This is a genomic window from Vescimonas sp., from assembly GCF_057856985.1.
Map to the genome: position 1 here is coordinate 19468 of NZ_DBLZXX010000003.1, position 25173 is coordinate 44640.

Here is a 25173-nt window from a genome sequence, read left to right on the forward strand (position 1 = left end):
GTAAATGAACGGAAATCAAATGATGGGGCGCCGAACAGGCGTGCCCGAAAAAAGTAAACGAGGAATAAAGGGCGTTCTGAAAGAACTGTTTACCTATTCTTCAAAATTGCGGCTGCCAATGATCATTGCGTTTGTGTTTTCCATGATCGGCGCTGTCTTGACGATCATCGGGCCAAACCAGCTTAGTCGTATCACGGATCTGATCTCAGACGGACTGATGACCGGCATTGACCTTTCTGCCGTTGCAAAGGTGGGAGGCGTCCTGCTGGCGATCTATCTGATCGGTGAAGTGTGCGGATATATTGAGCAATATATCATGGCTACCGTTACGCTGGATCTGTCCAAGAAAATGCGGCGGGATCTTTCCGATAAAATCAATAAGGTCCCTATGAAGTGCTTTGGGAAAATCTCGCACGGCGATATTCTGAGCCGTGTGACAAATGATGTCAGCACGCTTCAGCAGGCACTTTCCAACAGCCTTCCGTCGATGATCAGTGCAGTTGCCCAATTCGTAGGCTGCCTGATTATGATGCTTGTGACGGAGTGGCGAATGGCGCTTGCAGCGATCGCCATTACGCTGATTGGATTCGTTGTAATGGCGGTAATCATGTCCCGTTCTCAAAAATACTTCGTCGCCCGTCAGCAGAGTCTCGGTAAGCTCAACGGCTATGTGGAGGAAATGTACTCCGGCCATGATGTTGTACGCATTTCCCGTGCCAACAACGAGATCAAAAAGAACTTTGCCGGGATGAACCGTGCGGTTTACGATGCAAACCGGAAAAGTCAGTTTCTATCCGGCGTTATGCAGCCGCTGATGAATGTGATCGGCAATCTCGGTTATGTAGCGGTCTGTGTGATCGGTGCGGCTTTGGTTATGGATGGGCAGATCACCTTTGGCGTAATCACGGCATTTATCATGTTTGTCCGCTTGTTTACCTCCCCGCTCAGCACACTGGCACAGGGTATGACGCAGATGCAGACGGCAGCTGCCGCCGGAGATCGGATATTCGACTTCCTGCAGGAGGAAGAACTTTCGGATGAAAGCTATAAGACCGAGAAATTGACCGAGGTGCATGGCGAGGTCGAATTCGACCATGTTCGCTTCAGCTATCCGGATAATCCGGACAAAATCATTATCAAAGATTTTTCTGCTCACATCAAGCCGGGGCAGAAAGTCGCTATCGTCGGTCCTACAGGTGCCGGTAAGACAACAATGGTCAACCTTTTGATGCGGTTCTTTGATCTGGTCGGCGGCGATATCCGCATTGACGGTATTTCTACCTCCGATTTGACACGAGAAAACATCCACGAGCTGTTTGGCATGGTGCTGCAGGACACCTGGCTGTTTGACGGAACCGTGCGTGAAAATCTCGTTTACAACAAAACAGGGGTTACGGACGAAGAACTTGAAAAGGCCTGCCGTGCGTGTGGGATCTATCACTTTATCGAGACGCTTCCGAATGGCTTTGATACCGTGCTTGGAGAAAATGTGGTCATTTCCGCAGGGCAAAAGCAGCTCTTTACCATTGCTCGTGCCATGATCAAAAACAGCCCAATGATGATCCTGGACGAAGCGACCAGCTCGGTCGATACACGGACGGAGCTGATGACGCAGAAGGCTATGGATACGCTGACAGAGCACAGAACCAGCTTCGTGATCGCTCATCGGCTTTCTACCATTAAAAACGCTGACCTGATCCTTGTGATGAAGGAAGGCGACATCATCGAACAGGGCACGCATGAGGAACTGCTGGCACAGGGCGGTTTCTATGCTGACCTATACAACAGCCAGTTTGACAAAGCATCTTAATCAGAAGGGAGAGACAACCATGAAATCCTTGGCAATCGAAAGAGAATTCGGAAGCGGCGGCCGTGAGATCGGTATGCGTGTTGCCGAATTGGCAGGAATACCTTACTATGACGGTGAGTTGCTGATCAAAGCCGCTGAAGCCCAGGGTGTATCTATCGAACTGCTGAAAACCTACGACGAGCAGCGTACAGGTAGCTTTCTGTATGACATTGCTGCTTTTTCGGACTACGCACGTAACCGGAAGAACACAGTCTATGAGCTGTTCGAGGGAATTCGTCGGACAATGGTAAACATCGAGCTGAAAGGCCCTGCTGTTTTTATTGGCAGATGCTCCACGGTGATCCTCGGGGAAAGCCCTCGTGTTCTGAAATCATTTATTTATTCATCCGATACCGAGAAAAGGGTGGAACGCATTATCCGAACGGAAAATGTTTCGGAGACTGACGCAAAATATCTGATGCAGAAAAAGGATAGGGATCGGAAAAACTATTTCCACTTCTGGACACAGAAGGAGTGGGCAGATAAGAGCAATTACGATATTCTGCTGAATACATCCGGCGTGTCCACGGAGGCATGTGCCCAAATGCTTCTTGCTGCGATAAGCGGCCAGCCACAGAAGTAATTCAGCATTTCCAACGGCCGCTATGCAAATCAAAGAGGTATCAAACTTATGAAACATTTTTTGCGTTGCTTGCTTTACATAGCGGCCTTGGGTGTTGTGTTTTTTGTAGTCGGACGGTTAGTACCAAAGTCTTGGTTCAAAGCGGATCATTTCCCGTGGCGGTGCTATTCATATGAACAAGCAATATGGAAAGCGCTGCGTGTGAAGCAGTGGCAGGCAAAGGTGCCGGATATGAGCCGTATTTTTACAAATATCATGCCGGCAAAAAAGCTAAAGCGACAAACGCTTTCCGATTTGCCCAGAATGATCCAAGAAACCTGTGTTGCAGAGTGGACACACGGTATCTTATCGATTGCAGGGCTTGCAATGCTATGGTTCTGGCCTGGTATAGGAGGTATTTGCATGACGGCCGTTTACATTTTGCTCGGCAATTTGCCATTTATTGTGGTACAGCGTTTCAACCGGCCTCGCTTACAAAAATTACTCTTAAAGCAACAGCGCAATATGCAAATTCGGAACTTACCACGATATGAGGAGCAGCTACTAACGACGATAGCACCGTAAACCCTTATCTCGCTTTTGCCGCACGTTACGAATGGATGGAATGTTATGCAAAGAAGCACGAAAAAAATCAAACCGGAGGTGGACTACCGCCAGTTTCGTTTCAAAAAAATGAATACGCCGGAGTTTTCACATGTTAAGTTGCTGCTGTTTTGGCCGTTTTTCGGATTGATGTTTATGTTTCTTGAACGGTTTCAGCCGGAAAGACATTATTACGTTGTACACTGTGCGCTGGACGACTTGATCCCATTCTGGGAATGGGCGCTGATCCCGTATCTTCTGTGGTTTGTTTTTCTCATCGGAGCACTTATCTATACCTTTTTCTTTGACACAAGAGCCTTCCGAAGAATGATGCACTTTGTTATCGTTACATACGGCATCACATTGCTTATTTACATCGTATTTCCGACCTGCCAGGAATTACGACCGGAGCATTTCGATGAACCCAATATACTTACTGATTTTATAACGGGGTTTTATTCATTTGACACCAACACGAATGTCTGTCCTTCTCTCCATGTTATCGGCTCGTTTGCCGCTATGTTTGCCCTGTGGGATTGCAAACGCTTTCAAAATGTTGCATGGAAGATCGTGTTCGGCATCATCGCAGTATGCATCAGCCTTTCGACTGTTTTTATGAAACAACATTCTGCTGTGGATGTCATAGCTGCATTGCCTGTGTGCGCTTTGGGCTGGTGGCTGGGTTACGGAAAGAAAGAAGCATCAGCTCAGACCTCTGCAGTGGAGAAATAGATATGGATAAAAAATTTAAGCAACAGCTTGGCTTGATTGCTTTCGGCGTTGCTCTATTCACAGCATTAAACAACTTGAACTATATTTCGGACTTTTTACATGTGTGTGCGGAATTGCTCACCCCTGTATTTGCAGGGTTGCTCATGGCGTTTATCCTGAGCGTTCCGATGCGCGGGATCGGCAAGCGTCTTTCTCGCCTTATGCCCAAAGCAAGCGAGCGCACAATCAATGTTTTAAGTTTGATTATTACATTGTTGCTTTTAGTCGCTATTATCGTGCTACTATGTGTCATTGCGATTCCTCAGCTCATAGCCTCCGTAAAAAGTATCATTTCTCTTATTAAAGAAAAGTGGCCCGACTGGGCAGCGGTGCTGCGCAATTATGGCTTTGATACCGCTGAGATCAGCGCATATCTCAACAAGTTGGATTGGAAAACCATTGCCGAGAAGGCAATGAACGGAGCAGGCGTAGTAATAGGCTCCGTTGTCAGTGTTGCCGGCTCTACAATATCTACTGTTGTCAACGCAGCCGTTTCGCTCGTGATCATGTTTTATGTTCTGGTTGGAAAGCAGGAACTTGGCAAACAAACAAGACGGGCGCTGTACGCTTATTGCAAAGAATCTGTCGCAGATAAGGTCTGCCATATCGCAAAGCTGTCTCACGATACCTATGCCAAATTTCTTTCAGGTCAATGTGTAGAGGTGCTGATACTTGGTACGCTGATTTTCCTTTCGTTTTCTATATTCCGGATCCCTTATGCCGGGCTGACGGCGGTTTTGACCGCAGCTTTTGCCTTTGTACCATACATTGGAGCGTTCTTGTCCTGTGCAATCGGTATGTTGCTGACTTTGCTGGCTGAGCCAAACAAGGTGATCCTATGCCTGATCGTCTATCAGGCGGCACAGTTCGTTGAAAACCAATTTATTTACCCTCATGTTGTGGGAAGCAGTGTCGGGCTATCTCCGTTTTGGACCTTGCTCGCCGTCCTTTTGGGCGGGAAGATGTTTGGCGTTTTAGGTATCATCTTCTTTATCCCGTTGATGGCGGTGATCTCACAATTACTGCATGAGAATATTGAACACCGTTTGGCTGTGCGGAAGCTAAAGAAAAACGACCTCATCCAAAAATCTGACTGAGCACTTCAACAAATGATATGGTTACGGCGCAGCCGAAAAAAGGCTGCGCCGTTCTTTTATTATGCTCGTTCTCTCAGATCCAAACGGGAATACTATGATCCTGAGCAAATTCCCTTTTGTTTCGTTTCAGTTTAGAAAAGGACATTATAATTTCTGCAAATCTGGATAAAAGGAAAGGTGCTGATGAAAAACGTTATCTTTAAGGGTATAAAGGCCTTGGCTATTCTGTTTGTGCTTTACATACTGATCAGCCTGATCGTCCCGCCGATATTCCAAAAAGAACCGATAGAGCTCGAAGGAGCCGAGTTCGCCGGTACAGGTGTGACAGAACGGGTTCTGTGTATTGACGATAACCGTGAAGCGCTTATCTGGCGTCTTCGACTGATAGACAGGGCCGAAAACGAGATCATTCTGTCAACATTCGATTTTCGGGTGGATAACAGCGGGAAAGATATGATAGCGGCCTTGAATGAGGCTGCCGAGCGTGGGGTGAATATCAAAATACTCGTTGACGGAATTTCCGGAGATATGTATTTGCGCTGCAACAGGCTGATCGGTGCATTGGCGGCTAATACGAATGTACAAATCAAGCTGTATAACCCCATCAATCTTATGACTCCTTGGAAAATCAATTACCGCCTGCACGACAAATACCTGATCGTGGATGGAAAGCAATACCTATTAGGCGGAAGAAACACAAACGATTTGTTCCTCGGAGAATATAAGGACAAGGAAGACCGCAACATTGACAGAGAAGTTTTGGTCTGCTCTGATGGGACGAACAGCTCGACCGAGGCCTTGACAGCATATTTTGCGAAGATATGGGATTTGCCCTGTAACAAGGAAATCTCCGGCAACCGGAGAAACCTCCAAAAGGCACAGGAAACGCTCCGAACGCATTATACAGAACTACAGGGATCGTATGCCGAGGCTTATTTGCCGGTGGATTTGGAAAGAGAGACGCTGGAAGCCAAAAGTATCACACTTCTCTCCAACCCAACCTCGCCGGAAAACAAAGCACCTGTACTCTGGGAGCAATTGAGCGGCATCATGAAGAACGGCGAAAGCATTTTGATTGAGACTCCTTATATTATCTGCAATAACGGTATGTATGAAACACTGGCAGGCTTCTGTGAGGGCGGTCGCCGGGTCCAAATCATGACCAATGCCATTGAAAGCGGAGCAAACCCCTTTGGCTGCACAGACTACCTGAACGAGAAGAAAAACATTCTTGCAACCGGCAGTGAGGTCTTTGAAGTGTCCTGCGGGCAGTCCCTGCATACCAAAACGATTTTGGTGGACGATCACATCAGTATGATCGGCTCCTATAATCTTGACCTGAGAAGCACCTATCTGGACACGGAGCTCATGCTGGTGATCGACTGCCCGGAGCTGAATCAATGCCTACGGGAAAACGCATCTGTCAAGGCAGAGCAAAGCAGACATGTGCTGCCCGATGGAACAGAGAACGAAGGGCCGGATTTTCAAGGAGAAATGCCGTTTTATAAGAAAGCCGGTTATTTCCTTTTACGACTCCTCACCGGCCTCTTCCGGTATCTGTTGTGAATGATCCGAATCCGGAGGTGCGTCTGTCTTAATCGGCGCACTAAAGATATCCCTTAGCAGAAAGGAAGTTGTAGTATGAAAAAGAATACAAAGAAAATCGTAACAGCGGCAGGAATCGCAGCCGGAACAGCTGCCGTTGCATTGCTGTCCGCATATGTCACAATAAAAGCCCTGATCGATACAGCACTTGATCGGGAAATGCCAAAGGTGATGGAAAAAGCAGATAAGCGTATCTCCGGAGAGAAAAGCAGCGACGAGTTCACAAACCGGATGGAGAGTGCCTCTGAAAGCCTTGCCGTACAGCCGAATGAAACGGTTGAAATCATTGCTCATGACGGAGAAAAGCTCGTCGGACATTATTTTCCCTGCGAAAAGCCGGAAAGAGTGATTATTGCTTTCCACGGATGGCGTTCATCGTGGCATCGGGATTTTGGGATGATCTCCGATTTCTGGTACAAAAACAACTGCAGCGTGCTCTATGTTGAGCAGCGTGGGCAGAATAACAGCAGTGGCGAATATATGGGCTTCGGCCTTACCGAACGCTTTGACTGTCTGGACTGGCTGAATTGGGAGATTGAACGCTGCGGAAGCGATATTCCTGTTTACCTTGCCGGTGTTTCCATGGGGGCTACCACCGTACTGATGGCTGCCGGACTGCAGCTGCCGCCCAACGTACATGGGATCATGGCGGATTGCGGTTTTACATCGGCCAATGCGATATGGGAGCATATTGCTAAGGATAACCTCCACATTCGATTCGGCATACGCAGTGCGATTGCCGACAGGATGTGTCGTCGGAAAATACAGGTCGGCTCAAAGGAGCATTCGACGGTAGAAGCTCTTAAACATACCCATGTTCCCGTTATTCTTGTCCACGGCGCCGATGACCATTTTGTTCCGGTAGAGATGACCTACGAGAACTACACTGCCTGTACGGCACCGAAGGATTTGCTGATTGTTCCGGGTGCCGATCACGGTATGAGCTACTTTATGGAACCGGAAAAGTATGAAAATGCCGTAAAGGCGTTCTGGGCAAAATATGATAGACCGAGGTGCGAAGCATGAAATTCAATGATAAGCTGATTACTGCAATCGCAGCAATCGTTGTGGGTGTCCTGTTTATTGCGCTGAAAGGGGACGTGCTGAGTATTGCATTTACTGTTCTCGGCGCAGCGTTGATCGTTATGGGTATTCTGGACGCCGCAAAAAAAGACAGTAAAAGTGGCACTGTGAAAATTGTCGCCGGCCTTGTGACCGTGCTGCTCGGATGGACGCTTGTCAGTATCACGCTCTATATTGTGGCGGCATTGATGATCCTCTATTGCCTGATGAATTTGGTTTCCTCTTTGAAAACGGATGGCTATTCCATGAGTACTGTGCAAAAGCTTCGCACCTATGCAAAGCCGGTCATCGGTCTTGCTGCCGGCATCTGTCTCCTGCTGAACCAAGGCGGTACCGTCTCCTGGGTGTTCATCTTTACCGGTATTGTTTTCATCGCTGAGGGCATTATGATGCTTGCGGAATGCAAAAAATAACTCTCTGTTAAAAGGAGAGCACAAAATTGAATCTGAAACTGAAAGAAAAAATCAAAGAGTCACTCTCCGCCGTTCTTCCAATCACCGGAATTGTTCTGATGCTCAGTATTTTCTTGGTTCCGATGGAGCTTGGCAGCATTGTTATGTTCCTTACCGGAGCGGTCATGCTGATCGTCGGAATGGGATTTTTCCAGCTCGGCGCAGAGATGGCGATGACGCCGATCGGAGAAGGCGTCGGCGTGCAGATCTCGAAAATGAAAAAGCTTATAACGGTTTTGCTGACCGGCTTTGTTATGGGCGTCATCATTACCGTATCCGAGCCGGATCTGCAGGTCCTTGCCGGTCAGGTGCCCTCCGTTCCCAATGCCGTGCTGATTATGACGGTAGCAATCGGCGTCGGCTTGTTTCTTGCGCTGGCAATCGTCCGTATCCGCTATAAGATCAGCTTGCCCCTGCTGCTGATCATCTGCTATGCGGCGCTCATCCTTATATCGCTGTTCGTGCCGAAGGAGTTTCTGGCTGTGGCATTTGATTCGGGCGGCGTTACCACCGGTCCTATGACCGTACCGTTCATTATGGCAATGGGCGTCGGGCTTGCCTCTGTGCGGAGCGATAAAAATGCAGCCAGCGACAGCTTCGGATTGGTTGCGCTTTCCAGTGTCGGGCCGATTCTCGCCGTTTTGATCCTCGGTTGTTTCTACAAACCGACTGAGGCTGCGTATACGCTCACCGATGTGGCGACTGTCGTCACCACCCAGGATGTTGCCCGTGTGTTTGCACAAGGTCTACCGCTGTATGCCAAAGAAGTCCTTGTATCGCTGCTGCCGATCATTGCGGTGTTTCTGATTTTCCAAATGATGACCCGCCGTTACCAAAAGCGGCAGATCAAGCGCATTGCCGTTGGCTTTGCGTATACATACATCGGTCTGGTGCTGTTCCTTTGCGGAGCCAATGTCGGCTTTGCACCGCTCGGCTCCTATCTCGGCAAAGAGCTGACCGGGGTGTCCTTCCGTTGGATTTTGATCCCCATCGGTATGCTGATCGGTTATTATATCGTAAAGGCCGAACCTGCCATCCAAGTGCTGAACCATCAGGTAGAGACTGTTACAAACGGCGCTATCTCCGTAAAAATGATGAACCGCTGCATGTCGATCGGTGTAGCCGTGAGCGTGGGGCTGGCAATGCTTCGTGTTCTTACCGGGATCTCTATTCAATGGTTTGTGATCCCAGGATACCTCATCGCTCTGGTGCTGTCCCGTTTTGTTCCGGATATTTTTATCGGTATTGCATTTGACTCCGGCGGCGTCGCCAGCGGCCCGATGACCTCGACATTTCTGCTGCCTCTCAGCATCGGCGTTTGTGAGGCGCTTGGCGGAAATCTGATGACTGATGCGTTCGGCGTGGTTGCGCTGGTTGCTTTGACACCGCTGATCGCCATTCAGCTTATGGGTCTTGTATATAAACTGAAGACTGAAAAGAGGACATCGACGGGAACGGCTGAAATTGCCGACGATTGCGATGCGATCGTTGACCTTGAGGAGGGTGAGTAAAATGGATTATGAGAAAAAAGTATCTTTTCAGCTATTAACGCTGATCACCACGCCAAAGCTTGCCGAGAAGGCAGCGGAAATGTTCAAAAAGGGTGCACTGCCGCTGCAATATCGCTTCAATGCCGAAGGCACCGCCTCCAGCGAGATCATGGACATGCTCGGTCTCGGCAGCATCGATAAAAGCGTTTTGATCAGCATGATCCCGAAAGAACTATCCGATGTCCTGATGGATAAGTTGCGCTCGGAGCTGCAGTTAAACATGGCAAACAGCGGTATTGCATTTACGATCCCGCTGAACGGAGCAAACAACCTGATTTTGCGTATCCTTGCCCAGAATACGGGAAAGGAAGTATTGAATATCGGAGGAAAGGAAGAAAACAGTATGTCTGAAACAAAATACTCTCTTGTTGCGGCAATCGTGAACCGGGGCTTCAGCGGTGATGTGATGGAAACCGTTCGTGGTGCCGGTGCCAAAGGTGGCACTGTGATTCACAGTCGGCGCATCGGAAATGAGGATGTGACCAACTTTTGGGGCTTGAGCGTCCAGGACGAAAAGGAAATCGTTCTGATTCTGACGGAGTCCGCAAACAAGGTGGCGCTTATGAAGTGTATCGGAGAAAGCTGCGGTATGCACAGTGAGGCGCAGGGGATTGTCATGTCCATGCCGATAGATTCCGTCGCCGGCATTTAAGTACGCAGATCGGAGAAATGCTATGTACTGGAATGATTATATATGGTTTATAACCGCTATGCTGTTTTGCACCTTATTTTCTGCGATTGCAAGCGGAAAGGTTCATTCGGCATTTTCAAAATACTCTAAAGTCCGGTGCCGTTCGGGAAAGACCGGATATGATACCGTCGCCCAATTATTGTGGTCGAATCGGGTAAACGGAATATCCGTCGGGCGTGTAAAAGGAAACCTGAGCGACCACTATGACCCGAGAAGAGGCGTTGTCAATCTTTCCGAAAGCACTTACGGCAACAGCTCGGTGGCATCCGTAGCTGTTGCTGCCCACGAAATGGGACATGTCATGCAGAAACAGGAAGGCTATTGGTTTTACAGATTCCGCACAGCACTGGTTTCTGTAGTGAATTTCGGATCAAGGCTGGCATTGCCATTGGTGTTGATCGGGCTTTTGCTTGACGCCTTTGTGATCAGTGCCGATCCTGAGATGGGATTTCACATCGCAATGATCGGCGTGATTTTGTACGGAACATCCTTCCTTTTTACTTTAGTTACGCTGCCGGTAGAGATCAATGCAAGCCGCCGTGCAGGAAAAATGCTTTTGCAGGAAGGAATACTGACGACAGATGAGATGCCGGGAGCAAAGAAAGTACTGTCCGCTGCTGCTCTCACTTACCTGGCTTCACTTATGACTTCTCTCGTTTATTTTCTGCGCTTTTTCCTCTATGTTTTAACCTTATTCGGCAGACGCAACGACAGGATGTAACCGGCGGAGGAAAGCGTGATTATAGAATGAGCAATATTTTGCTGTTGGATAGAAATATAGACGAGGCAGAGAGGATAAGCAGCTATTTTGAAGCGAGAAGTTATGCAGTCATATGGCCGAAAACCATAGCGGATTTACTTTATCATGTTGTACACAGGGATTTTTGCTTAGCCATTTTAGATGTCGCTCTTTCAGCAGAGGACGACCACCGGTTTCTGGATGCTCTACGCAAAGTAAAGGGCGTTCCCATTTTAGTTTTAGGGTCCGATACGGCGGATGCGGAAGAACGCCTCAATTCTCTGCGGGCAGGTGCGCACGCATATCTGTGTCGGCCGTATTCGATGGAAGAATGCTTTGCGCAAGCGCAAGCCCTCATACAGGCGTATTCGCCACACATGCAAACACGGAAAGAGGAAAATAGCTCATGCAAAATGACAGTGGCCGGAAGGCTGCGTATTTCTCCGGAGAGTCGGCAAGCGTTCCTTGGCGAAAAGGAAATTATGCTGACACGAAAGGAATTTGACCTGCTGCTTCTGTTTGCCGAGAATCCAAACAAAGTATTTACCTGTGATCAGCTTTATGATCTCTTGTGGAGTGAGCAGACTGCATATAATGTTGATGAGGTGGTTAAAGCTCATATAAAATCACTCCGGCAGAAACTGTCCGATGACGATTCGGTCCAGATAAAAAATGTTTGGGGTGTCGGCTACCGATTTTGTTACAACAGAAAATAAAACTACCGAATTCTTCCCGATATATTCCCTAAAAAATCCCTATGTTTTGCTATCCTTAGAATAGCAGGAACATAGGGATTTTTGTTGTGGCAGGTCAAAAGACAAACAATATATCGAAAAAAGAAGCAACCGCTTATCTTTGTAAACGGCTGCTCATTTATCAGTTTTCAGCTTATCTGCTTGTTGACACAAGGACACATACTTTTGAACCTCTGCCTCACTCTTTCCGGCGAAGAAATCCATAGCGGTTTTTGAAATATGCCCTCGCACAATATTGGGAAACAGGATCGCATCAATACTGATATCCAATTCTCTCGCAATAAGCAAGATGGTTTCGGCTTTTGGATTGCTGATTCCGTGTTCCAGATCCTGAATAGTACGGATGCTCATATGGAGCTTATCCGCCAGCTGCCTCTGTGTGTAGCCAATCGCCTTGCGCTTTCGGAGCACTTCCGCAGCGAAGGTATCTAATACATTTTGCACTGTAGTTCACCTCATATATATTTTAGTGTGAGCTACAGTTCGTATAAATATCCTTACGGCTCGCATTTAGTGAGTTGTGGTTCGCTTTTTATGTGTGAAAGGAGCACTATGGTACATATGAGGAGGTTCATTTAAGCTAACGGCGGAAGACGAAGTCTATTTTTACTTCTCTTAGAGCATAATACTTGGACACCTAAAACGAGTTGCACTCACGAATATGAGTTGCAGCTCGTTTCTTATGTATTGCAACTGCTTTTCTCAATTATTTGGGACACACCGCCCGGCACATATTATCATAACGACACTTGTATATACGCAGAGGAAAGCGCATTTTCGGATTTTCATGTCCGTCAATGCGCTTTCTTTTGTTTTAACTGTCATTGCCCCGGGTGCCGTTCTCCTCCGTGTTTGTCTGCTCCCATACGCCAGACAAGAAACACGGAGGGTTTTATATGTATAAAAAGAATAATGGCTCAACTGAGCAGGAAATATTGCAAAACCAGTTTTCGGCCTATGTGAAAAAGGCAGTCCATAATCGGAGAATTCAATTTTTGACCGAGAAAAGCCGCAAGTTTCGCTTTGAAACACCGCTTTTTGACCTGGACTATCTCCTGTTCGATACAACGGACATCATTCAGGAGATCACGGATCATGAGACCGTGCGGCAAGCGCTTCGGTCAATCAAGGAAAACGAACGGCGGATCGTCCTTGAAAGAATCATTGAGGAAAAAAGCTTCGGGCAATTATCGGATGAACTCGGTATGTCCTATAAGACTGTAGCCTCACTGTATTACCGTGCAATAAAGAAGCTCCGCCGATTTATGGAAGAAGGTGAATCAAAATGAATTTCAAAGAGTTACTGTTGCAAGCAAAATTCGGAGACAGAACAGCCACAACAGAATTACTGATGCTATATCAGCCCTTGCTACTGAAAGAATCAATTATAGACGGAATTCTTGACGAGGATCTGTACCAGGAGCTTTGCATTGTGTTTATGCGCTGCATAGACCGTTTTGACCCATAAAATAAAAGGGCGGCAGGAGTTTTGCTCCTGCCGCCCTTACTCATCTTCTGAAACTTGCCATAGTATTTTTGATTGCCGCCATACCATCCTCTCCCAGCAGTTCGGCAGCGTCATCAAAGGCGATCTCTTCGGATTTGACCGTCTTTTTCTCCGGCGCCTGTCCGACATCTTTTGGGGTGGGCTTTTCTGAGTATTCCTCCATAATGCGCCGCACGATTGCTTCAATGGCGTCGGTATTAACTGGTGACGGCTGAGGAATATCGGGCGTTTCGGAGCAATGAATGTAGTGCAGAACTGTGTTTACAAGAAACTGTGCTTTCCGGCGCCCCTGCTGATTGAGTATTTCCGCAACCTGCTGATGCTGCGGATCTCCGCCGCTGAATTGAATAGTGAACTTGTAAATATCTTTCTTCGCCATTCACATCACCCCATACAAGCGGCCTTGAACAACAGCTCGTAGCCCTTTGTATTGGCGGAAATCTCATCGACAAAAATCGGTGCGCCGACCTTGCCGGACGCTTCGATTTGTTTCTTCAGTAGGATAGAACCGCCGCCGACAAACACAGCCTTGCCGGAGCGCAAATCAATCATCCGCTCTCTGAGCTTGCCGAAAAGATCGTTGATAAACTGTTGCGCCTGCTCCTGCACGATACGGATCACACTTTCGTCAAAATCGGTAGGCGTATCCTTCAAGATAGCATCAATGTCCGACTCGTCCAGGAGGATGTCAAAATCCGCATTGACCTTGGATTTGATTCCATTGTAAAGAGTGATGACGCCGTTATCCAGTGAGTCGCAGGCAGACAGATCCGCCTCGCCGTTTTTCACCAGCAGATAGTCGGCAGTAAAACCGCCAATGTCCAGCACTGCAACCTTTGAATACGAATGGATCCGCTGATAGATCGGCATAATGGCAGCGTAAGCCTGCGGAAAGCAAATCGCCGTGCTGATGAATACAGAGTACGGTCTGCCGTCGAGCTGGAAGTCAATAATATCCCGGTTCAGAAAATAGTTTTCAAACCGTTCGTATTGCGCTCCGTAATGGGCAGGCGGCAGGCCTACCGCAAGCTGCACATCTACGATCTCGTCCTTGCGGTACTCGGTTCCGGCAAGCTCAAAGGCAACGGAAAACAGCGTGAGGATAAAATACCGTTCGTCAGCCGTCTTGTCCCGCATATACGGGATGCGCTGATCGGTGAGGGTATAATACTTGCCCTTGTAGAACAGAACATCCTTTCCGAAGGGCGGCTTTGTGTCGCTTTCCCGAAGCCCGGACACAAAGGTCCTGTGGTTGGTTTTGATTTGTTTATTCCCGTGGTCGATACTGATTAGCATGGTAAAATCTCCTTTGTTTTTGGTTTATACTCTTTAATTACGACTTTAATGCGTGTTATTTCAACAGATTTCCGCAAAGGGGCAAAATAGTCCCGCAAGTAAAAAATAGTGATAAGACAAAGCACCTCACGGGGAAAAATCCCGTGAGGTGCTATTCGCTCATATACGATTATGGTCGTTTCGTGCTGAAGTCCTTGAAAGTAATTTGAAGGATGACTTCTTCTCGTGTCGAGGTTACAGATTGCACCTTAGCCTCCAGCAAGTCGGGCATAGCCTGTGCCGTCAGTTTATATAAACTGCGGTAGCGACCTACTATATTGATCCCGGCCTTTACAACGACTGGTATCTCATCGCTGGCAATTCCGATCCGACTGCAAAAGTCGAGAACGGTGATCTTTCTCATGGCAACTCCTTTCTAATGCTTGGGTGAGCAGAGGAGCCTACCACCCAATATCCATTCCTAACTGTTCCATTGCCGACTCCATAGAGAGAACTTTCATCCGCTTGGCGTCAAACACCGAAAAGGAGAGAAGCTCCCCATTCTCGTCGCAGGCAATGGAATTTTCCGATAAAACTGCAGCGTCAAGCTCCTGAATGCCGGCGTACACATTGCCTTCGTTATCCATAAGATACGGAAAAGAAGGTGTGACCTCGCACCCGTTCATCATAAGCCGCGTTCCTTCCGGCAGCTCCATCAGCAGCTTTTCCTTATCTCTGCCGGCAGGCTCTATGTCGAACAGCGTCTGCTGCCCGAAATAGGAGCCGGCATATAGCTTTCGCTTTCTGTAAGGATACTTGCCGGTTTCCGTCTGCACCATCTGCTTGATGCGCTCGACATTGTTCTGCATGGCAGACCAGTCGATCACTTCGTGCAATCGGTGCTCATTGTAGTAACCGGCACTAATATTTACCGCTGCTGTTTTGAGATATGGCGCAACAACGGAAATGTCGCTGAAGGAGCCCATTGCCTCACGGAAACCGAAGGAGCAGACAAACTCAGAAAACTTCGGGTTGTCGCAGTTGTAAAACACAGCGTCGTTGTTCCCACGGCGGTCCACCTCTACAATGTAATTCACATCGATCTGGATCCCGCTCCGTTCAAACGCTTTGGCGCCCTGTCCGCCGGTTTCCTCATCCTCGCAGAACAGCACATGGCAGCGTACTTCGCTAATGATCTGTAAGATCATATATACGCCGCACCGGTCGTCGCCGCCGATCCCTTGCGGGGACATGATATAGCGCCCGTCTTCGGATCGGCAGATGATATGCGGCAGCTCATTATGTACGGTGTCCAAATGGGCGACCAACAGCACCGGCACTGTGCCCTCGGCATAGAGGAAGCCTTTCTTTTTGACTGTCTCATAGCCAAGTTTCTTCAGGTGACCGGCCAGATAATGCTTCAGTTCCTTTTGCCGCATACGGAGAATATCATCAAATCGAATCATCTCGCACCGCCTTCCGCAGCTGTGACCGAAGTCCTGTGGCAGAACGCATTGCCGATGATGCGGCAGATGCTGCAAACGCTGCAGGCCGCACACGGCTCAAGCGATGCCCGGTAGCAGGCTTCGCATATCTCTACCAACCGGCCTCTGCGGTCGTATGCCGGATACATTGTTCCGTGGATCATCTCACCGCACGAGCCGCAGATATGCAGGCACGCATGGCAGTGATAGACTCCTTCAATATATCTTGCATTTTGCTTGGGAACAGTATTGCCGCAATCCTTGCAGACAACGGTATCCTCGCATCGGCATTTCAAGTGACCCGAATGGTACGCTTGGCCGCAGCAAACACAGAGTGATGGGCCTCCAATGACGAAATGACTGGGTGCGGCAGCGGTTTTTAGCATCGACAGATTCCCGTAGTAATTATAGTCGGGATATTGACGGCTGCCTTCGCCGCTGGTGCAGCACTCGTTCACATCCTCACGCTTCTTTTTCAGCACCCAACGATTTGGCACACCGAGGCAGGTCGCAATCGCTTTCTGTACGATACTGCGGTACAGATCCATTTGCTCCGACAAATCGCTCGGATAGAGCCTTGATTGAAACAGCGTTTGATCCTTGTAGAAAAACATCTGCCGTGACCGTCTCGGCGCACGGTAATAATGGTCTTTCACTTCCGGGTCAACCGTGAAGAAGATCATGCTCACATCGTCAGTCATATAGGACAGCGTACCGGCCTGATAGCTGCCGCTTTCGAGATTGTGGCAGGAAGTCCAGGTGTTGTCCTTGTTAGACATTTCGAGAAAATCACACGGGTGCAGAGATAACAGCGCCGTTTTGAGCATTTGCAGAGGATTCAGAGAATCGGAAAGCTGGGCAAATACCGCATTATAACGCTCATGCCCGTCCACACCGAAACTGCGGCACAGCTTGCCGATGATCCGGCTGGTTTTCTGTCCCTCGGCGCATTTTATACCGCCACGGGTACGGATGATCTCCAGCGTTTGCTCGGACAGCGTGCTGCTGTACTCGTTGACAGCGGCACGCAGAGCAATGCGGAAATCCTCCAAACGCTGTTCTTCATTGATCTGCTCGGCGGCAAGATCCTCCATAGTAAAAGCAATCTCGTCCACGACATCACGCTGAATACCGCGTCCCTCGTCAAAGGAAAACACGATTGCCTTTGCGTCCTCATCCCAATTCGGATGGCGGCGCAGCAATTCGAGCAATCCTGCTTTTTCTTGTGCCCATAAGTTCAGATTTGTCATAACGCCGGTTTCGCCAAAGGATTTTTCATACTTATACATGACCTCGTAAAAGGCCTTTTTTAATTCTTCCATTCGTTTCAGTCCTTTCCTAAATAGTATTTGCTTCAAATTCAACGCCGATAAAATCATCGGCAGTCAGAATATGCTTGCCGCTGTACCATTCGTCGCCGACGATCTGCTCAGCGGCCTCTTTGCTTTCTGCCGTCACATCGACCGTTCGTTTCAGCGTTTCGGTTATGGTGACCCTATATTTCTTTGCCATAGCATTTCCTCCGATCCGACAAGGGCGGAGAAGAAAAACTTCCTCTCCGCCCGTCATTCTATTGATTATTTACTCTCCGATCATACGGAAAAACTCTGCCGGAGACAGTACGGCAACGCCGAGCGCTTGCGCCTTGGCGAGCTTACTGCCGGCATTTTCGCCGCAGATCAGGTAGTCGGTATTCTTGGATACGGAGCTTCCGGCTTTCGCACCCAAAGAATATATCTTCGCATTGATGCCGTCACGGGTGTACGGCTCGACCTTGCCCGTAACCACAAGCGTTTTCCCCACAAAGGGGTTGTCCTGTACGACGGACATAGCGGTTTCTTTCTTTTCAATGTTTACCATAGGCTTTAATTCCTCCCATAAAATGCGGTTTTCTTCAACTGAAAACCATTCGTGAATGTTGTTATGCAGCGTTTCTCCGAAATCGGGAAGCTGCGTAAAATCATAGCCGGAATCGACCGCTACCTCAAAGGCACGGAGACTCTGATCGAAGCATCGACCGAGCGCAGCGCTGGCTGTGTTGCCGATCATCGGAATATCCATTGCGATAAGATAGCGTTCAAATGTGGTATTGCGGCTTTTTTGAATCGCATCCCACAACCGCTGCCAGGACCTTTCTCCGAAACCGTCCATACGGATGATCTCGTCCCGGTGATTATCCAGCCGGTAAATATCCGTAAAATCCTGAAGCCAGCCACGGGCAATGAATTGCTCCAGCGTCGCCTCTGACAGCCCATCAATGTCCATCGCTTTCTTTCCGACGAAGTGAACGAATTTCTTCAGATTCTGCGATGCACAATTCGGATTGTGGCAGAATAGTGTTTTCGTCAGCTTCTGCTCACCGTCGGTCCGCTTCTGTGTAGTATGGATCATCGTCTGATACCCACAGCAGGGGCAGAGAGACGGAACCAGCACTTCCATTGAAAAATCTCCACGGTCAAGGTTTTCTTCGACCTGAGGGATGATCATGTTCCGCTTACTCACCAGAATGCGGTTGCCCGGCATCAACTCAAGCCCCTCAATAAAAGAGAGGTTGTGCAGCGTTGCACGGGACACCTCGCATCCGTCGATCTCTACCGTGTCAAAAACAGCTACCGGAGAGATCTCACCGGAACGGGTCGGCGTCCACTCAATGTGGTCGAGCCTTGTTTCAAAGAGCTCGTCTTCAAACTTAAAGGCAAGACCATCCTTGAAATGGTGCCCTGTCCGTCCGCAGGTGCGGGAGTAGGAAATGGAGTCATAGGTCATGACCAGTCCGTCGATCGGCAGATCTTCCTCGGCCGCTTTGTCCCGCAGTACCTTAATGTGCAGATCCATCATATCGTTATTTGCCGTTGCAAACTGAATAGAGCGCACTCTGCCGAAGCCGAATTCAGTGAGCTTTGCCAGCTTCATGCGTTTGCTGTCCGTCTCGGCCTCGATCTCCGGCAGTCCCTCTATGACCGCAAAGGGCAAAAAGTGGACGCACCGCTTGGCGCATACCGCAGAATTGTAAGCACGGACGGAGCCAGCGGCAAGATTGCGGCTGTTTCGGTACGGCTTTCCCGTACTGTCAACCAGCTTTTGGCGCAGCCGTTCAAAGTCGTTACAGTGAATAAAACTCTCACCGGCAACGACCAGTCTTTCCTTGTACGGGATCTGCACCGGTATTCCTTCGATGGCTTCGGCGTTGTGGGTAATATCCTCACCGATGTCGCCGTCGCCCCGGGTAGAGAGCCGTTGCAGAAGGCCGCCCTCATAAATGATCTCGGTCGTCAGTCCGTCCAGCTTCAGTGAGAAATTCACTGCGCGACCGTCCTGAAATGCAAGCAGCTCGCTTATCAGCTTTGTTTTATCCAGTGATAACAGCGGAATATCGTGCTTTGCCTGCGGCAGCCTCGACACAACGGGGTAGCCCACGGTCTGCGTCGGCGAATTGGACATCACTACGCCGGTTTCTTTCTCCAGTTCAGTCAGCTCATCAAAGAGCCGGTCATATACAGCGTCCGATACTGACGGAGTATTTTGGTTGTAATACTCGTCCCGGTATGTATTGAGCCGGGCGGTCAGTTCACGCTGCCGTATCAATCTTTCTTTCATTCTGTATCATCCTTTCTCGTTATGCTGCCCGTTCAAGAGCAGGTGCGTATAGCACATTTTCTTTCCAGCTTTCGATAAATCTCTTCACCTTGGGCGGCGGGACAACATTGTTCTGGATCCTTGCCTGAATGACATCCCCATGCTTCACCTCTACCGTACAATACGGCTTTTTCGGTGCGGACGCTTTTCGGATGAAAAGGATTGTGGTATTGTTTTTTACCACATCTTTCACATAGCGTCCGACACAGTGGTGCAGTTTATCGCCCTCCTGTGTGATCTCTTTTGCGGAATGCGGAGGAATAACAACAAACCCCATTTGGGTGTATCCGTAACGGTGCTGCAATCCCTCAAACATTTTGGCAATTATCCGATCATACGCCTGCGACACATCATTTCGGGACATATCATTTACCCGGTCATGCTCCGCCTTCAAATCATTCGGAAACAGGACAAAGCTGCTTTTCATATCGTGCTCCAATAGTTCGCACATACAAAGGTAATCCTTATAGTCGGACATCATCTCACGCATGGAATAATAACCGGGGGCGTAATAAGAGGTCTTTCGGTGTGTGGCAAACTGTTCCGTAGCATACCGCATCAGCTTATGGGGCGTCATATAGCGCAAGGGAACCGTAATATACGCTTCCTCTCCGATGTCGTTTTTGCTGCACCATTTCATCAGTTCCAGATCCGGTCGGATATTATCCCGCAGAAATGCTTTGAACATCGTAAGCTGGTTCGGCCCGGGGTCGATCGTCTGCAGAAGCGGTATATATTTTTTACCGACACCCAAAACCTCTGTTACGGTTTTGCCCTTGCTGTTGAGCACGCTGTCGTCATAGAAATGAGCCCCGCCCGTATCTCCGTAAGCAACATAGGTTGCGAGGCGATAGAGCTTCAGCTTTACCAAATACTCCAGCATAGGATAGCGTAAATACTTCTGCAGATACTGCCCGGCATACAAGGGCGTGGGATCTCCTGCGTAATACTCCTTCAGTGCGGAATACTGCCACGGCGTTCCTTTCAGTTCACTGTCCAGATTCCGATGATAGAGATAACCGCAGCAGTCTGCCTCAAAATTGTAGTACCACCGGCTGAATACCGGTCTGTCGCCCGGATGCCACGGTGTAATGCGATCCCGGGAATAACCGTAATAGTAGCTTTCACTGGCTATGATCTTGCTGCCGTCCCATTGAAGAAACAACCGTGCGTTTTCATAAACATGAAACTCCGGCGTGTCGCTTTTCAGATAACGGCGATAGGCTTTTACGAAACGAATGATCATTTCGTTGCTACCCAGCCGCTGAATAACCTGTGCAGTAGAACGGTCAACGATATATCCGCGGCGCCCACGGCTCTTAAAGGTGATTTTCCTCTTGCAGTGTGGGCAAACGCCTTCGCCGTTGTGCTTGGCTTCAGCGACCGATACATTATGCTTGCAGGCAGTACAGTATGCGTTTTTCGGCGCTTTTCCCTTGGCATAATCATAGAAGATATAATGCGGCAGGGTCTCTCTGTGCATAAAGCCTTTGATGTCCCTGGGTAATGCGCCTACCGGTTTCATCCGCTCGATGATCCTGCGCTGCTTTTTCAGTTCATTTTCCCTTTGCTTTTTCCGCAATAAATCCAACTGAAGCAGGCAGAGGCTTTCAAATCCTTTTTGCTTTTCGGAATGACAATATCTCGTGACCCGTCTCTCGTCGGCCTGGGAATAGAAAGAGCATTTGTCCCTGAAAAAGTAATCCTTTCCGAGGTTCTCGAACATAGACTGCTGCCAGCGTGTGCCTTTATCATCGGTGCATAAGGTAATATAGCCGCCTTTCTGCTGAAACATTGTCCAGCGAGGGGTATGATTTCCGGCCAGCACACTTTCCTTTGCGTAGATATACAGTACCAGCGTGCGCTGATGGTCGATATTTTTGGTCGCCGTGCGCACCACATACTTCACCTGATCGGCACAGAAAATGCCGTTTTTCGGGTTGGGGCTGCTGCTCGGTATTGCAAATTTGCGCAAGACTCTTTTATTCATCATGCGCCCACCTCAAACAAATTCATCTGCGTGCTATCGTTCAGATGTTCCTCTGCCGGCGGCTCCTTTTGGGGAGCCGGCTTTTTCTTGTCGGCTTTCTTATTGGATCTCGGGGTCGGCTTTCCGGGATAGGGCTTCGGAACGAATTTTTCCTCCTTTTCCTTATCTTCCTCTGCGTCCATATCCATAAAGTATTCTTCGGCCCAGAGATAGCACATATCATCCGGCACATCACAGCCATAACCGCCTGCGATCGGCTTTTCGTCGTTGTCCTTCATTTCCTGCTCGGCAAACTCCTTGGCTTTGCGGGTAATGTAACGGAAACAACGGATCATATTCTTGCGGGGGTGCATGACCTGCCGGGCAAACTCCGGTTCGCTGAGGCACTTAGTCTGAATATGCTCGGTCACGCATTGCTTCATATTGCGGCGGGTCAGTCGCTCGGCGTCATCACCGACACGCTTCATCGAAGCCATCATGACCTCATCATCACCCATAGCCACGGCGTTTTCCCAGGCAGCCTGTTCAGCTTCGGCTTTTTCACGCTGTTTTTGCTCCCATTCGGCTTTGCGCTTGGCTTCGGCCTCTTCATGAGCACGGCGCTTTTCGTCCTCGGCTGCAGTATTCTGCATTCGCTGAAGCACTTCCTGTGCAGCTTCGGCTTCCGCCTGCTGCCGCTGATCATCCCTTTGATCTGCGATAGTCGCCAGATCGGCGCCTTTTTTCAATTCCGTATTGTTGGTATCAACACTCATAAAATGTTCCTCCTATAAAAATAGGGACACAGCGCAGTTTTACCCACGCTGTATCCCATTCTTGACATATAGCCGTTTCCGGTTGTTCCTATTTCTTTGCGAGCATCGGAGAAAACTTCACAGGACAAAAACCGTCTGTGTCACGGTAGAAATAACGCCGTCCCGTGTCGTCATACAGTTCTATCACATCGGATGGGGCGACGCTCCTGCCTCGGTAATCCTTTGGCAGAACATCACCGAAAAGTTCGGCAATGCGTGTGAGCCGCCCTGTATCACTCACCGTTTCCTCACAATGCAGCATACCGTCATGTATCAGCCTGTACTGCGCTGCCGGCGGGTATTCGTGACCTGCTTTTTGCAGTTCCTTTATTCCGCCGAAGGCAAAGGGAATGACCTTGTAAAGACTAACATCCAACTGGTATATCCGAAACCGTTGCTCCTGCCTTTGCGACAGCAACCGATTTTCAAGCTCGTCGGAGCTTCTGACAAACAAAGAATACTCTTCCTCCGTCAGCCCGAGATATTCGTGCAGCTCATACGCACATTCAGTGCTTTCGTGCCACTGTGCAATATCATCGTCGATCACTTCAAAGTCACAAAGACCGTACATAAATCTTTGCCTGAAATTCTTCTTGCTATCCTCCTTTGCGTAGGCGTTTCGCTTTAAGGCAAGCTGCCAGTCGTCCACGCCCTTGTAATTCGGATTCCAGTTGAGTCCACGGCACACCATGCCGTATTTCCTTGCCAATTCGTGCAGCTTCAAGGCGCCCTTGCAGGCAGCCTCATTCCGGTATTTGTCCATATCCTCCGATTCAATGATCGTATGCGTGCCGTTCTCTGCCAGCTCTTTCAGTAGAAGCTCCAGCTGCGCCATATTGTTGACGCCGGCCGTAGCGGCAAAGGAACGGTTCATCAGATAATGGGCAATGTCGGATTTCAAAAGCCCTTCCGTCACATAGACAACGCCTGCATTCGGATCACCGACAAAATGCGCCGGGCTTCCGGAGGAGGTGCCTTTCGGCTTACCGGCAGACGAAAACCAGATGTATTTGGCCCCGTCCTTTTCCGGCGGATCATCCTCATTCTTCAGCGGCACATCCAAACGGATCTGAAAGCCGCTGATAAGCCCTTGCCTTGTCCGTGCAGGGATCATAATGCCGGCGGTAAAGCTGGAGCTGGCAATCGTCCACTGACCGTCCTTTTGATAAAATCCCGGCACGCCATCCAGCTGATGCCCGTTTTGCAGAAGCCGGTTTGCCAGTGAACGACACATATAGAAGGGAGGCATAGTCTTGTAGCCCAACCTCTCGATCTGTTCATCCGGCAAGCCTCTGACCGTTTGCAGATGTGCACGGTGCTCCTTGGATAGCGTCAGCATAGCAAGAAGTGCGGTATAGGTCTTATTGCGCACGGCAATGTCGGCAGCAGGCGCAGCTTCGACCGGCGTTTCCTTCGGCTTATCCGGGTACTTGACCGCATGATCCGAAAGGTTTACTCCGTTGAGCAGCGCATCGCTGATCTCCCGATAGGCAGTGCTCGTGCTGATGCTATGCACCTTTGCATATAAAGCCAGCATACCGCCGCTTTCATCGCAGTAATTGCACCGCCAGGTATCGGTCTGCGTGTTGATGTGCATTTTCCCTCGCTTGTCATTACAGATGGGACAATCCACATAAAGCCCTTGCGGGCTCGGCCGCCGTATCCGTAAGTGAAGCAGTTCCGCCACATCCGTTATGTCGAACGAAAAATCATGCGGCTGGCTCATGAACAAGCCTCCTTTCTAAAGAAATATCGGTGAATTTTAGCTTGCTCTCTGCATTTCATCCAAAGACGCCTGCATGATCGTAGCTGCCGCACGAAGAATGTTATCATTGCCGGAATAGCCGTTGATGTACCATTTCAGGCTCGCAGGGCGGCGGTCAGCCACTTGCGACATCGCCCAGCCCTTGCAGGTGCCGAGCGGCACGATCACATTGCCGGCCTCTTCATAGGTCATCATGGAGCAGATCTCATCGACCGGCATATCCGAGGAATAAGTCGGCGCTGCCGCATCGGTATCGGCGGTTTCTTCCTCGATTTCTTCGCCCTCAGTCTCTTCCGTGACGGGAGCAACAGATTCCATAACCTCTGCGGCCGGAGCTTCTGCAACGGTTTTCTGAACAACAGGGGCTTCCTGCACAGGCTCGTTGATTACTTCTGTCGCCGCTTCGGCAACCGTAACCGGCACTTCTGTGGAAACTTGCTCCGCCGTGGCGGTTTCCGCTACTGTCGGCTGCTCTTTGACGGTTTCGGCCGCTTTCTCTGCGTTCGCTGTAGGAGTGGCAGCAGAAAACTGTACGCCAAAACCGGCGTCCGACAATGCCTGGTCAATGGCAGCGTGCTGCGCTGACTCGATATACAGACCGCCCGGAGTGGCTTTCGCCTCTCTTTGGGCAATGAAGCTGGATCTCGGCTGTGCGTCGTTCTTGTCGAAATACACACGGGCCTCGATGATTGCCAGCTGATCCGTGATCTTGAGGGAGGACAGCTTGATCCTGCCGTTCGGATATTTCAGGCGGAACCAGAGCTTTTTGTATTTGAGGTCAAGAACCTTTTCGCCCTTGGTCGTTCTGCGCAGAAATTTGAGCGGGTCAAAGCCATGCACCTTGTTCAACTCGGAAACCACAGGGACAGATTCATACATCGTTGCACTTTGATTTGTATTCATACGGGAAATCTCCTTTCATAAATAAACACGAAGCACTCCTGCACTTTTCTGCAAGCCGCTTC

The 25173-nt window shown here is 49.3% G+C and carries 26 protein-coding genes; 14 read left to right on the top strand and 12 right to left on the bottom strand.

Annotation, left to right across the window (positions count from 1 at the left end; all coding sequences use genetic code 11):
* Positions 1-4 precede the first annotated feature (4 nt).
* The 12 genes from ACZM22_RS04150 (at position 5) to ACZM22_RS04205 (ending at position 11718) form a co-directional block, all read left to right on the top strand.
* On the top strand, positions 5-1810 hold the full coding sequence (locus ACZM22_RS04150; protein ID WP_022177408.1) for an ABC transporter ATP-binding protein: 1806 nt from the start codon (positions 5-7) through the stop codon (positions 1808-1810).
* A 19-nt stretch (positions 1811-1829) separates the two neighbouring features.
* Entirely contained in the window at positions 1830-2432 is a 603-nt protein-coding gene (locus ACZM22_RS04155) for a cytidylate kinase-like family protein (protein WP_212819527.1), read from the top strand.
* Between the two features lie 48 nt (positions 2433-2480).
* Positions 2481-2996 carry a glycosyl-4,4'-diaponeurosporenoate acyltransferase CrtO family protein gene (locus ACZM22_RS04160; RefSeq protein WP_212819525.1) on the top strand — a complete coding sequence of 172 codons (516 nt, stop codon included), beginning with the start codon at positions 2481-2483 and terminating at the stop codon, positions 2994-2996.
* A gap of 45 nt (positions 2997-3041) precedes the next feature.
* The gene (locus ACZM22_RS04165) at positions 3042-3746 is read left to right on the top strand and encodes a phosphatase PAP2 family protein (protein ID WP_022177410.1); all 705 of its coding nucleotides are present in this window, start codon (positions 3042-3044) and stop codon (positions 3744-3746) included.
* A gap of 2 nt (positions 3747-3748) precedes the next feature.
* On the top strand, positions 3749-4882 hold the full coding sequence (locus ACZM22_RS04170; protein WP_212819523.1) for an AI-2E family transporter: 1134 nt from the start codon (positions 3749-3751) through the stop codon (positions 4880-4882).
* Positions 4883-5065: 183 nt separating this feature from the next.
* On the top strand, positions 5066-6448 hold the full coding sequence (locus ACZM22_RS04175) for a phospholipase D-like domain-containing protein (RefSeq protein WP_022177412.1): 1383 nt from the start codon (positions 5066-5068) through the stop codon (positions 6446-6448).
* A gap of 75 nt (positions 6449-6523) precedes the next feature.
* On the top strand, positions 6524-7513 hold the full coding sequence (locus ACZM22_RS04180; protein WP_489543212.1) for an alpha/beta hydrolase: 990 nt from the start codon (positions 6524-6526) through the stop codon (positions 7511-7513).
* Positions 7510-7983 (top strand): DUF308 domain-containing protein, encoded by a 474-nt coding sequence (locus ACZM22_RS04185; protein WP_022177414.1) that lies wholly within the window; start codon positions 7510-7512, stop codon positions 7981-7983. The genes ACZM22_RS04180 and ACZM22_RS04185 overlap by 4 nt, the downstream gene beginning before the upstream one ends.
* A 26-nt stretch (positions 7984-8009) precedes the next feature.
* Positions 8010-9533 (top strand): DUF1538 domain-containing protein, encoded by a 1524-nt coding sequence (locus tag ACZM22_RS04190; RefSeq protein WP_022177415.1) that lies wholly within the window; start codon positions 8010-8012, stop codon positions 9531-9533.
* Position 9534: 1 nt separating this feature from the next.
* The gene (locus tag ACZM22_RS04195) at positions 9535-10224 is read left to right on the top strand and encodes a hypothetical protein (protein WP_212819518.1); all 690 of its coding nucleotides are present in this window, start codon (positions 9535-9537) and stop codon (positions 10222-10224) included.
* Positions 10225-10246: 22 nt separating this feature from the next.
* The gene (locus tag ACZM22_RS04200; protein WP_212819517.1) at positions 10247-10984 is read left to right on the top strand and encodes a zinc metallopeptidase; all 738 of its coding nucleotides are present in this window, start codon (positions 10247-10249) and stop codon (positions 10982-10984) included.
* Between the two features lie 26 nt (positions 10985-11010).
* On the top strand, positions 11011-11718 hold the full coding sequence (locus ACZM22_RS04205) for a response regulator transcription factor (protein WP_022177418.1): 708 nt from the start codon (positions 11011-11013) through the stop codon (positions 11716-11718).
* Positions 11719-11871: 153 nt separating this feature from the next.
* On the opposite strand, the gene ACZM22_RS04210 is transcribed toward ACZM22_RS04205, so the two are convergent.
* Entirely contained in the window at positions 11872-12201 is a 330-nt protein-coding gene (locus tag ACZM22_RS04210; protein ID WP_022177419.1) for a helix-turn-helix domain-containing protein, read from the bottom strand.
* A 452-nt stretch (positions 12202-12653) separates the two neighbouring features.
* Here ACZM22_RS04210 and ACZM22_RS04215 point away from each other — a divergent pair, with 452 nt between their 5' ends.
* Together ACZM22_RS04215 and ACZM22_RS04220 are read left to right on the top strand one after the other, a co-directional pair.
* Complete coding sequence (locus ACZM22_RS04215; RefSeq protein ID WP_022177420.1) at positions 12654-13046, top strand: RNA polymerase sigma factor; 393 nt, start codon at positions 12654-12656, stop codon at positions 13044-13046.
* Positions 13043-13225 carry a helix-turn-helix domain-containing protein gene (locus tag ACZM22_RS04220; RefSeq protein WP_022177421.1) on the top strand — a complete coding sequence of 61 codons (183 nt, stop codon included), beginning with the start codon at positions 13043-13045 and terminating at the stop codon, positions 13223-13225. The genes ACZM22_RS04215 and ACZM22_RS04220 overlap by 4 nt, the downstream gene beginning before the upstream one ends.
* Positions 13226-13265: 40 nt before the next feature.
* Here the strand turns inward: ACZM22_RS04220 and ACZM22_RS04225 are convergent, their stop codons facing one another.
* From ACZM22_RS04225 to ACZM22_RS04275, 11 genes are all read right to left on the bottom strand, one after another.
* Positions 13266-13643 (bottom strand): hypothetical protein, encoded by a 378-nt coding sequence (locus ACZM22_RS04225; protein ID WP_212819515.1) that lies wholly within the window; start codon positions 13641-13643, stop codon positions 13266-13268.
* Between the two features lie 5 nt (positions 13644-13648).
* Complete coding sequence (locus ACZM22_RS04230; RefSeq protein ID WP_489543213.1) at positions 13649-14560, bottom strand: ParM/StbA family protein; 912 nt, start codon at positions 14558-14560, stop codon at positions 13649-13651.
* Positions 14561-14729: 169 nt separating this feature from the next.
* Positions 14730-14963 (bottom strand): hypothetical protein, encoded by a 234-nt coding sequence (locus ACZM22_RS04235; protein WP_022177423.1) that lies wholly within the window; start codon positions 14961-14963, stop codon positions 14730-14732.
* Between the two features lie 37 nt (positions 14964-15000).
* A complete protein-coding gene (locus ACZM22_RS04240; RefSeq protein WP_212819513.1) occupies positions 15001-16005 on the bottom strand; it encodes a zinc-binding metallopeptidase family protein in 1005 nt (334 codons plus the stop codon).
* Complete coding sequence (locus ACZM22_RS04245) at positions 16002-17345, bottom strand: hypothetical protein (RefSeq protein WP_212819511.1); 1344 nt, start codon at positions 17343-17345, stop codon at positions 16002-16004. The genes ACZM22_RS04240 and ACZM22_RS04245 overlap by 4 nt, the downstream gene beginning before the upstream one ends.
* A 16-nt stretch (positions 17346-17361) precedes the next feature.
* Positions 17362-17535, bottom strand: coding sequence for a DpnD/PcfM family protein (locus ACZM22_RS04250; RefSeq protein WP_212819509.1), 174 nt, complete (start codon positions 17533-17535; stop codon positions 17362-17364).
* 69 nt (positions 17536-17604) lie between these two features.
* Positions 17605-19620, bottom strand: coding sequence for an NAD-dependent DNA ligase LigA (ligA, locus tag ACZM22_RS04255; protein ID WP_489543214.1), 2016 nt, complete (start codon positions 19618-19620; stop codon positions 17605-17607).
* A 19-nt stretch (positions 19621-19639) separates the two neighbouring features.
* On the bottom strand, positions 19640-21649 hold the full coding sequence (locus ACZM22_RS04260) for a PcfJ domain-containing protein (protein WP_489543215.1): 2010 nt from the start codon (positions 21647-21649) through the stop codon (positions 19640-19642).
* Positions 21649-22404: a PcfK-like family protein gene (locus ACZM22_RS04265; protein ID WP_489543216.1), complete on the bottom strand. Its 756-nt coding sequence runs from the start codon at positions 22402-22404 to the stop codon at positions 21649-21651. The genes ACZM22_RS04260 and ACZM22_RS04265 overlap by 1 nt, the downstream gene beginning before the upstream one ends.
* 88 nt (positions 22405-22492) lie before the next feature.
* On the bottom strand, positions 22493-24169 hold the full coding sequence (locus tag ACZM22_RS04270) for a YodL domain-containing protein (RefSeq protein ID WP_489543217.1): 1677 nt from the start codon (positions 24167-24169) through the stop codon (positions 22493-22495).
* Positions 24170-24205: 36 nt separating this feature from the next.
* Positions 24206-25111: a hypothetical protein gene (locus tag ACZM22_RS04275; RefSeq protein ID WP_489543218.1), complete on the bottom strand. Its 906-nt coding sequence runs from the start codon at positions 25109-25111 to the stop codon at positions 24206-24208.
* Positions 25112-25173 lie beyond the last annotated feature (62 nt).